This window comes from Pseudarthrobacter sp. (assembly GCF_036675385.1).
Taxonomy (GTDB): Bacteria; Actinomycetota; Actinomycetes; order Actinomycetales; family Micrococcaceae; genus Arthrobacter.
The window spans coordinates 1-9,135 of record NZ_JAKFFD010000127.1; the positions used below are offsets into that span (position 1 = coordinate 1).

Annotated in this window: 9 protein-coding genes and 1 pseudogene; 6 read left to right on the forward strand and 4 right to left on the reverse strand. The window is 66.0% G+C overall.

From position 1 onward, the window contains the following. The 4 genes and pseudogenes from V6M49_RS09985 to purU all read left to right on the forward strand — a co-directional run. Positions 1 to 129 (forward strand): annotated as a pseudogene (locus tag V6M49_RS09985) (lipoyl synthase); the annotation flags it as partial. Positions 130 to 170: 41 nt separating this feature from the next. Next, positions 171 to 1,001, forward strand: a complete 831-nt coding sequence (locus V6M49_RS09990; protein WP_332761009.1) for a methylenetetrahydrofolate reductase — start codon at positions 171 to 173, stop codon at positions 999 to 1,001. Then, a complete protein-coding gene (gene cycA / locus V6M49_RS09995) occupies positions 991 to 2,484 on the forward strand; it encodes a D-serine/D-alanine/glycine transporter (RefSeq protein WP_141141436.1) in 1,494 nt (497 codons plus the stop codon). The genes V6M49_RS09990 and cycA overlap by 11 nt, the downstream gene beginning before the upstream one ends. Continuing rightward, positions 2,485 to 3,339, forward strand: coding sequence for a formyltetrahydrofolate deformylase (gene purU / locus V6M49_RS10000; protein ID WP_332761010.1), 855 nt, complete (start codon positions 2,485 to 2,487; stop codon positions 3,337 to 3,339). A gap of 57 nt (positions 3,340 to 3,396) precedes the next feature. On the opposite strand, the gene V6M49_RS10005 is transcribed toward purU, so the two are convergent. From V6M49_RS10005 to V6M49_RS10020, 4 genes are all read right to left on the reverse strand, one after another. Continuing rightward, positions 3,397 to 4,137: a GAF and ANTAR domain-containing protein gene (locus tag V6M49_RS10005; protein ID WP_332761011.1), complete on the reverse strand. Its 741-nt coding sequence runs from the start codon at positions 4,135 to 4,137 to the stop codon at positions 3,397 to 3,399. 127 nt (positions 4,138 to 4,264) lie between these two features. Next, complete coding sequence (locus V6M49_RS10010; protein ID WP_332761012.1) at positions 4,265 to 4,999, reverse strand: GAF and ANTAR domain-containing protein; 735 nt, start codon at positions 4,997 to 4,999, stop codon at positions 4,265 to 4,267. Positions 5,000 to 5,082: 83 nt separating this feature from the next. Next, positions 5,083 to 6,117 (reverse strand): alpha/beta fold hydrolase, encoded by a 1,035-nt coding sequence (locus V6M49_RS10015; protein ID WP_332761013.1) that lies wholly within the window; start codon positions 6,115 to 6,117, stop codon positions 5,083 to 5,085. A gap of 96 nt (positions 6,118 to 6,213) precedes the next feature. After that, complete coding sequence (locus V6M49_RS10020; protein ID WP_141141427.1) at positions 6,214 to 6,414, reverse strand: hypothetical protein; 201 nt, start codon at positions 6,412 to 6,414, stop codon at positions 6,214 to 6,216. 111 nt (positions 6,415 to 6,525) lie between these two features. On the opposite strand from V6M49_RS10020, the gene V6M49_RS10025 reads away from it, so the two are divergent. Together V6M49_RS10025 and ppsA are read left to right on the forward strand one after the other, a co-directional pair. Then, the gene (locus V6M49_RS10025; RefSeq protein ID WP_141141426.1) at positions 6,526 to 7,344 is read left to right on the forward strand and encodes a pyruvate, water dikinase regulatory protein; all 819 of its coding nucleotides are present in this window, start codon (positions 6,526 to 6,528) and stop codon (positions 7,342 to 7,344) included. Positions 7,345 to 7,495: 151 nt separating this feature from the next. Continuing rightward, a partial coding sequence (gene ppsA, locus V6M49_RS10030; RefSeq protein ID WP_332761014.1) for a phosphoenolpyruvate synthase occupies positions 7,496 to 9,135 on the forward strand: 1,640 nt, incomplete at its 3' end.

A 9,135-nucleotide genomic window follows, 5' to 3' on the forward strand; every position in this document is an offset into this window, starting at 1 on the left:
GCCGGCCGGCTCTGGGCCACCGCGATGCGCAAGAAGGGCTGGGAAATCCCCGCCGAACTCGCCCACATCGAGTCCTCCGGCAGCACCCGCCAGGAAGCCAGCTCACTGCTCGCAGCCCGCGCCAGCTGAGCCCTCCGGTATTCAGAACCGATATCAGGAAAGGACCGAAGATGTTCCCTACAAGAATCGAAATCATCCCCTCAACCGGGATCGTTGAGCAGGTCCAGGCCCTGGTTCCGCTGACCACCACGCTGACCATGACGTGCCTGCCGCACCACGGCATCGAGCGGACCATGCGCGCGTCGGTGGAGCTGAGCACGCTCGGCTACACCGTAATCCCGCACCTGGCCGCGCGCAGCATCCACGACCGGGCCGAGCTGACCCGGATCATGCGGGAGTGCGACGGTGCCGGCATCGGCGAGGTGTTTGTGATCGGCGGCGACCGGAAGCAGCCCGCCGGACCGTACGAGTCAGCCCTCCCGCTGCTCGAGGATATCGCCCAGTACACCGGCGGCCGGATGCGCGCCGGCGTGGCAGGCTACCCGGAAGGCCACCCGACGGTGGCGGCCCTGGACCTGCTCGATGCCCTCCAGGACAAGCAGCACCTGGCCACGCACGTGGTCACCCAGATGTGCTTCGACGCGCCCAAAATCCTCGACTTCGCGGCGCTCCTGCGCCGCGAAGGCGTGAACCTGCCCGTCTGGGCGGGCGTGGCGGGGTCCGTCCCGCGGACCAAGCTGCTGGCACTCGCCACGCAGATCGGCGTCGGAAGTTCCCTGAAGTTCCTCAGCAGCAAAGGAACTTTGGCGCGGAAGCTGCTCAGCGGCGACCGCTACTCACCCCACACCCTGGTGGCCGGGCTCGAAAGCCAGCCCGGCATCGCAGGGATCCACCTTTACAGCTTCAACAACCTCGATGCGGTCCCCAACGACGCGGGCCTCGCATCATCCCCAACGGCACTCCAGCCAGCATTGATTCGAGGAGCAGCACGTGAGCAGTAAAACCACCGTTTCCCCCCAAACACCCCACCTTGAACGCCAGCTCAGCAACAGGCACATCCAGCTGATCGCCATTGGCGGCGCCATCGGCACGGGCCTGTTCATGGGCTCCGGCAAAACCATCTCGGCCGCCGGACCGTCCGTCATTTTCGTCTACATGATCATCGGCTTCATGCTGTTCTTCGTCATGCGGGCCATGGGCGAACTGCTGCTGTCCAACCTGCACTACAAGTCCTTCAGCGACTTCGCCGCCGACCTGCTGGGCCCCTGGGCCGGCTTCTTCACCGGCTGGACCTACTGGTTCTGCTGGGTGATCACCGGCATCGCGGACGTGATCGCCATCGCCGGCTACTCGAAGGAACTCTGGCCGTCGCTGCCGCTGTGGATCCCGGGCCTGGCCACCGTGGCCATCCTCCTGCTCCTGAACCTCGCCACCGTGCGGGCGTTCGGTGAAACCGAGTTCTGGTTCGCGCTGATCAAGATCATCGCCATCGCCGCGCTCATCATTGTGGGTCTGTTTATGATCTTCAGCGGTTTCCAGTCCGACGCCGGCCCGGCCACCTTCACGAACCTGTGGAGCCACGGCGGGATGTTCCCGAACGAATTCATGGGCTTTGTAGCCGGCTTCCAGATCGCCGTGTTCGCGTTTGTGGGTATTGAACTCGTAGGCACCACCGCCGCCGAGGCCAAGGACCCGGAGAAGAACCTGCCCAAGGCCATCAACTCCATCCCCATCCGCGTCCTGCTCTTCTACGTGGGCGCCCTCATCATCCTGATGTCGGTCACCCCGTGGACGCAGTTCCAGGCCGGCCACAGCCCGTTCATCGCCATGTTCTCCCTGGCCGGCCTCGGCGCCGCAGCCACCGTGGTGAACCTGGTGGTGCTCAGCTCGGCCATGTCCTCGGCCAACTCCGGCATCTACTCCACCTCCCGCATGGTCTACGGCCTGGCCCAGGAGGGCGACGCCCCCACCCTGTTCAGCCGCCTGTCCGCCCGCAAGGTCCCGCAGAACGCCCTGTTCCTCTCCTGCATCCTGCTGCTCTCCGGCGTCATCCTGATGTACGCGGGCTCGGACATCGGCAAGGCCTTCGACATGGTCACCACCGTGTCCGCCGTCTGCTTCGTCTTCGTCTGGTCCATCATCCTGGCCAGCTACCTGAAGTTCCGTTCACGCCGTCCGCACCTGCACGAGTCATCCAAGTACAAAATGCCCGGCGGCATCCCCATGGTCTGGGTGGTCTTCGCGTTCTTCGCCTTCGTCCTGTGGGCACTGACCACGCAGCCGGACACGCTGGTGGCGCTGCTGGTCACCCCCATCTGGTTCGTCCTGCTGGGCGTCGCCTGGGTCATCCTGCGCAAGCGCCCGTCCCACCTGGCCCGCTACGCGGAGTTCCAGAAGGACCTCGCCGGCGAGAAGGAAGTGGCCGAGGAGAAGGCCGCCGCCGACGCTGAGCTCGCCGACGCGAAGGCATCACGGGAGAACTAGGTGGCAACCGAACATGTTCTGACCGTCAACTGCGCCGAGTCCCCGGGGATTGTCCACGCGATCACCGGGTACCTGCTGGATCACGACTGCGACATCATCGACACCAAGCACTTCGGTGACCGCCAGGCCCAGCAGTTCTTCATGCGGGTGCATTTCGCAGCCGGCAAGCAGCCGTTGACCACAGAGGACCTGCGCCGGGACTTCGAGCCCTTGGCCGCTGAGTGGGCCATGAACTGGCAGCTGGAGCCGCACGGCCGCAAGCGCCGGGTGCTGGTGATGGTGTCCAAGTTCGGGCACTGCCTCAACGACCTGCTGTTCCGGGCCCGCACGGGCGATCTGCCGGTGGAAATCGTGGCCGTGGTCTCCAACCACACGGACCATGAGGACCTGGTGAAGTGGCACGGCATCCCGTTCTTCCACCTCCCGGTCACCCAGGAGACCAAGCCGGCGCAGGAAGCGCGCCTGCTGGAGCTCGTGGATGAATACGATGTGGAACTGGTGGTCCTGGCCCGCTACATGCAGGTCCTCAGCGACGAGCTGTCGGCCCGGCTGACGGGCCGGACCATCAATATCCACCACTCGTTCCTGCCCAGCTTCAAGGGCGCCAAGCCGTACCACCAGGCCTACGACCGCGGCGTGAAAACCGTGGGCGCCACGGCGCACTACGTCAACGCGGAGCTGGATGAGGGGCCGATCATCGCCCAGCAGGTCATCGACGTGGACCACACGTACACGGCCGATGACCTGGTGCGCGTGGGCCGCGACGCTGAGTGCAAGGCGCTGAGCAACGCGGTCCGGTGGCACTGTGAAGGCCGCGTAATGCTCGACGGCGGGCGCACAGTGGTTCTGCGCTGACCCGCGGTGGGTGCGCAACAGTCGTGGCGCCCTTAACGCTCGACGGCGGCCGCTGCGTCAGGCGCGCTGCTGGAAGTGTGTGGGCGGAACCCCGCCCGGGAGCGGGCGCAGCATCGCTTCGGCGGCGTCGCGGATGGTCAGGTTCCGATGGCTCGATGCGAGCGTGAGCATCTGCAACGCCGCCTCGTAGGAGCACCCGTTCTGGCCCATGATCACACCGCAGGCGACGTTGACCGCGGTGCGGCTGGCCATGGCTGCGCGGAGGTCCGCGGATTGGGCCAGGCCAGCCCGGACCTGCAGTGCCAGGACCAGGCTCGTGGCCGCCACGTCGGAGAACGCCAGCGCCTGGCTGGCGACAACCGGGGTGAACACGTTCGTTTCCGCCGAATACACCGTCAGTGCGGCCCGGTAGCCGCGTTCCAGCCGCAATGGCACGGCGACGGCGGAGCGGAAGCCGGCTGACCTGAGACTGGCCGGGTACTCGTCCCAGCGCCTGTCCAGGCAGTGATCATTGAGAATGATGGTCAGGCGGCCGCCCAGTGCCCGCGAGGTGGGACCCCGTCCGGCGAGCTGGTCCCACCGGGAAAGGCCGCCGGCGGCGTCGGTGGTTGCCGCTGTGAAGGGCGTCCCGTCCGGCCGCACGAGCGTCACCGTGCTCTCCACGGGGTGGCCGGCAATCTCGCTCACGGCGGACGCCGCAATCCGGGCCAGTGCGCACGCTAATGCCGCTTCCGAGTGTCCGCGGATATCCAGCAGGACCCCCGAGACGCGCCAGTCCACCTGTTGATCGATCATCATGCCCAGCCCCCATGTGTCGGTACGTCCTCATCGTAAAAGGCCCTGACGGGATGGCACACGAGTAGTGAGTACTCGCTTTTTTCCAGGGCGGGCAAGTAGCCATCAGGCCCGGGTTTCGTGGGTGGCCCTACATGTCGAAGTAGGTGGTGGCTTCCTCGCCCGAGACCTTCCGGACGATCTCGTCGGCCACGTCCCGGAGCTTCTGGTTCCGGTGGCTGGAGACCTTCATCAGGATGGACATCGCCTCAGTCTGGCTGCAGCGGTTCTGGGCCATGATGATCCCGCAGGCAATGTTGATGGCCGTGCGGCTCATCATCGCCGCGCTCAGGTCATCCGCGGCGCTCTCGGCGGTTCCCACCCTGACGGCCAGGCGGACGGCACTGCCGGCGACGTCGGCGAAGCTGGCTGCCTCGCTGATGGTGTCCTCCGTGAACACGCCGGTGGCCGGCGCGAAGAAGTTCAGGACCGCGGCGGCGTTTTCGCCAAGTTCCAGGGGGATGCCCAGGACGCTGTGGATGCCCTCCTCGATCAGGCGCTCCTGGTAGGTCGGCCAGCGAGGGTCGGTGCGGACATCGGCCAGCAGGACAGGGGTCGCTGCCTTCAACGCCGCGAGGCAGGGTCCGTCGCCCACGGCCTGTTCGATGCGGTCCAGGTGGATGGCGCGCTCGGTGCTGCCGCCTACCGTTGTGGTTTTCCTGGCGTGCTTGAGGGTGACCCCGCACTCCACGGTGGCGCCGGCGGAGCGGCTCAGGGCGGCCGCGGCGATGATGGAGAGCCCGCCCAGGAAGTCAGCCACCGATCCAGTGCCGATAATCAGGTCCTGCAGCTCCAGGAGCAACGCATGTTCGGGCGAATTGGTCATGCCCAAATCTAGGCCGAACGCAGGGTGCCCACAAGCGTGCCATCAGCGCAGTGACGGCGCTCGGTGGTTGAGCCCGTCGAAACCTACTGCGTCCCGCCCAGGAACTCATCAATCCTTTTCGCCATCTCCGCGGATTGGCTCCAGTGCAGGTAGTGCTGGCCGTCAAGAACCACCAGCTCATGGTGCGTGACATTGAGCAGCAGGCGTTCATGGATGTCCTGCCATTCGGGCCGTCGCTGGATGGTTTCCCGGGCGAGGAACTGCAGCACCGGAAGCTGGTCGGGATAGCGGAGGGCCTGAATCTTGAGGGAGTTCTCCCCAATCCGGTTCGTTTCGTCGGTGAGTGCCTGGTTGCCAAAGTTCCAGCTCTGCAGCATGCGCATCCGGTCAATTTCCGCCGTTGTGTAGCTGTCGCCGTCCGGGTCGGTGAGGCCGACGGCCGCGGCCCAGCGGACCAGTCCGATGGTCGAAGGCATCCGTTCCCAGAAATTGCCCGACGGCGGCAGTTCGGCAGGTGCCGATCCGTCGCTGGGTGCGCTGGTGGCGGTAGGCACAGTGGGGTCGATCCCGATGACGGCAGAGACCTCCGCGGGGTACTTGTTGGCGTAGTGCAGGGTGGTGAAGCCCGCGATCGAGTGGCCCACAAGGACATAGGGGCCTGTAATGCCGAGTTTGGCGAGCACGTCGTGGAGTTCCTCGGTGATGTTCTCGATGGTCCGCGGCCTGGCGGTCATGTCGCTGTAGCCGTAGCCGAATCCCTCCACCACCACCGTCCGGTAGCCGTGCAATTCCCGGATCAGCGGCGCAAAATCCAGCGCTGGCGCCGGCGTGCCAAGTCCGCTGAGCAGGACCAGCGTCGGGCCGGCTTCGCCGGTCCGGGAGACGTTGATGCTTCCCTGGTCGATCTGGATGCGTTCGCCGTACGCCGTGGAGTTTGAGCGTTCAACCCCTTCGATGACCAGATTGGCCACAGTGGAGGCCAGCACCAACCCCAGCACCGTCAGCCCCACTGCGGCGATGGCCCTCAGTCCGCGCCGTTTCCGCCGCGGCGGTGGCTGGTCCGGGGTTGCCTCTTCCGGGACCGAACGCGTGCGGCGGGAGAAGCTGCGCAGCGGCATGACCGACCTCCAACGGTGCGAACGTGCGGCCCAACTCGCGCAGCTATCGATTGTCCTGGTGAGTCGCCGTAGCCCGGCGGCCCACCAGGCACCACGTTAGTCCCGCACCTTGATGATCTCCAGGGCGTCAGGATCCAGCAGCTTCCGCGTGCCGGTCCGCGCGTCCCTGATCCAGATCAGGTCCAGGGAATGTACGACGTCGGTCACCCGGCCTTTGTGGAAGAGCTTGCCGTTGTGCCACGCCTCGATGTGGTCGCCGAGTTGGATTCTTACCGTCTGCACCTTGTCAGTGATCATGCTGTGCCCCCTGCTGGTTGTCCCGGTATGCCCAGCATGCCCCGGCCAGGTTGCCGCAGTGTTTCGGCTGCGTGATTTTTCCGTGTCAGCTCGTCGGTGCAGAATGCCTTCATGACCAATGACGAGATTCGGCCTGTCTACTTCCTTTCGGACAGCACCGGCATCACCGCGGAAACGCTCGGCAACACCTTGTTGACGCAGTTCCCCGCGAACAACTTTGACCGCATCACGGTCCCGTTCATTACCACCGTCGACCAGGCCAGATCCGTGGTGGGCACCATCGACAAACTGGTCGCCACCGGCCCGCGGCCCGTCGTCTTTTCCACCGCCGTCAGCGCTGACATCAGGCAGGCCATCGCAAAGTGCCAGGGGATCATCGTGGATCTTATCGGGACGCATGTGGGACAGCTGGAGCATGCCCTCGGTTCCCAGGCCAGCGGCGAACCCGGCAGGGCCCACGGCCTGGGCAACGCGGAGCGGTATCAGTCCCGGATGGCCGCCGTCGAGTACGCCATGGAACACGACGACGGCCAGAGCCTGCGGGCGCTGGAAAAGGCTCAGGTCATCCTGGTGGCACCGTCCCGCTGCGGAAAAACGCCCACCACCATGTACCTGGCGCTGCAGCACGGCATCTTCGCCGCGAACTTCCCGCTGGTGGACGAGGATTTCCAGCGGGAAGGGCTGCCCAAGCCGCTGCGGCCTTTTGTTGAGAAGTGTTTCGGGCTGTCCTCCAACCCCCTGCGGCTGAGCCAGATCCGCACCGAGCGGCGCCGCGGCTCACCCTACGCGTCGCTGCGGCAGTGCGGCTTCGAGCTGCGCAGCGCCGAGCAGCTTTACGTCTCCCACCGGATCCCGTACTTGAATTCGGCCACCGTGTCCGTGGAGGAAATGGCCGCCACCATCCTGCAGCGGATGAACCTCAAACATTAGGGAAAAATTTCACAAGCCCGGTGTGGCGCACATCATGTTGGTATGAGTGCTGTGGACCTGTCACTGTAGACAGGATCCGCGCCCACCAACCGGCCACAGCCGCGAGCGGGCAGCGCTGGCATGCCATCATCCCTGCAAAGGAGCAGCAAATATGACAACAGACATCCTGTGGTTCTCAGAACTCGGACTCAAGGACCTGGACCGGGTAGGCGGCAAGAACGCCTCCCTCGGCGAGATGGTGCAGAACCTCACCTCCGCCGGCGTCCAGGTACCAGACGGCTTTGCCACGACGGCCGACGCCTACCGCAGCTTCCTGGCTGACTCGGGCCTGGACCAGAAGATCGCCGACCGGCTGGTGGGCCTGGACACCGATGACGTGACCGCCCTGGCAGCAGCGGGCAAGGAAATCCGCGCGCTGATGCGCGAGACGCCCTTCCTGCCGGACTTCGAGGCGCAGATCCGGAACGCCTACCAGCAGCTGGTGGACAAGCACGCGGGCTCCGAGGACCTCTCCTGGGCCGTCCGTTCCAGCGCCACGGCGGAAGACCTCCCGGATGCCTCCTTCGCCGGGCAGCAGGAAACCTTCCTGAACGTCCGCGGCATCGAGAACATCCTGATCGCCATCAAGGACGTGTTCGCGTCCCTCTACAACGACCGGGCCATCGCCTACCGCGTGCACCACAAGTTTGAACACGCCGAGGTGGCACTCTCGGCGGGCATCCAGCGGATGGTGCGCTCCGACGTCGGCGCCTCCGGCGTGATGTTCACCATGGACACCGAGTCCGGGTTCCAGGACGCCGTGTTCGTCACGTCCTCCTACGGCCTGGGCGAGGCCGTGGTCCAGGGCGCCGTGAACCCCGATGAGTTCTACGTCTACAAGCCCGCGCTGCAGGCCGGGCGGCCCGCCATCCTCAAGCGCGGACTGGGCGAGAAGGCCCTCCAGATGACCTACACGGACAGCCAGGAGATCGGCCGGACCATCGACTTCGTGCCGGTCGAGGCCTCCCTGCGGAGCCGCTTCAGCCTCAGCGACGCCGACGTCGAGCAGCTCGCCCGGCACGCCGTCGCCATCGAGAACCACTACGGCCGTCCCATGGACATCGAATGGGGCAAGGACGGGACCGACGGCGGCCTGTACATCCTGCAGGCACGCCCGGAGACCGTGCAATCCCGCCGGGCCGCCGGCAGCCTGAGCCGTTTCCGCCTCAACGCGACCGGCCGGGTCCTGGCCGAGGGCCGTGCCATCGGCCAGCGCATCGGTGCCGGCAGCGTCCGCATCCTCACATCGATCGACCAGATGGCCGCCTTCAAGACCGGCGACGTCCTGGTCGCGGACATGACCGACCCGGACTGGGAACCGATCATGAAGCGCGCCTCCGCCATCGTCACCAACCGCGGCGGACGCACCTGCCACGCGGCCATCATCGCCCGCGAACTGGGGATCCCCGCCGTCGTCGGCACCGGTAGTGCCACGGATTCCCTTACCGACGGCCTCGAGGTGACCGTCTCCTGCGCCGACGGTGAGACCGGCACCATCTACGAAGGGCTCCTGGACTTCAGCGTCGAGGAAACCGCCATCACCGAGCTGCCGGAGGCCCCGGTCAAGGTCATGATGAACGTGGGTACGCCGGAGCAGGCGTTCACCTTCGCGCAGCTGCCCAACCACGGCGTGGGCCTGGCCCGGCTGGAATTCATCATCAACCGCCAGATCGGCATCCACCCCAAGGCGCTCCTGAACCTGGACAGCCAGCCGGCGGACGTGGCCGCGGAAATCCGGGAACGGATTGCCGC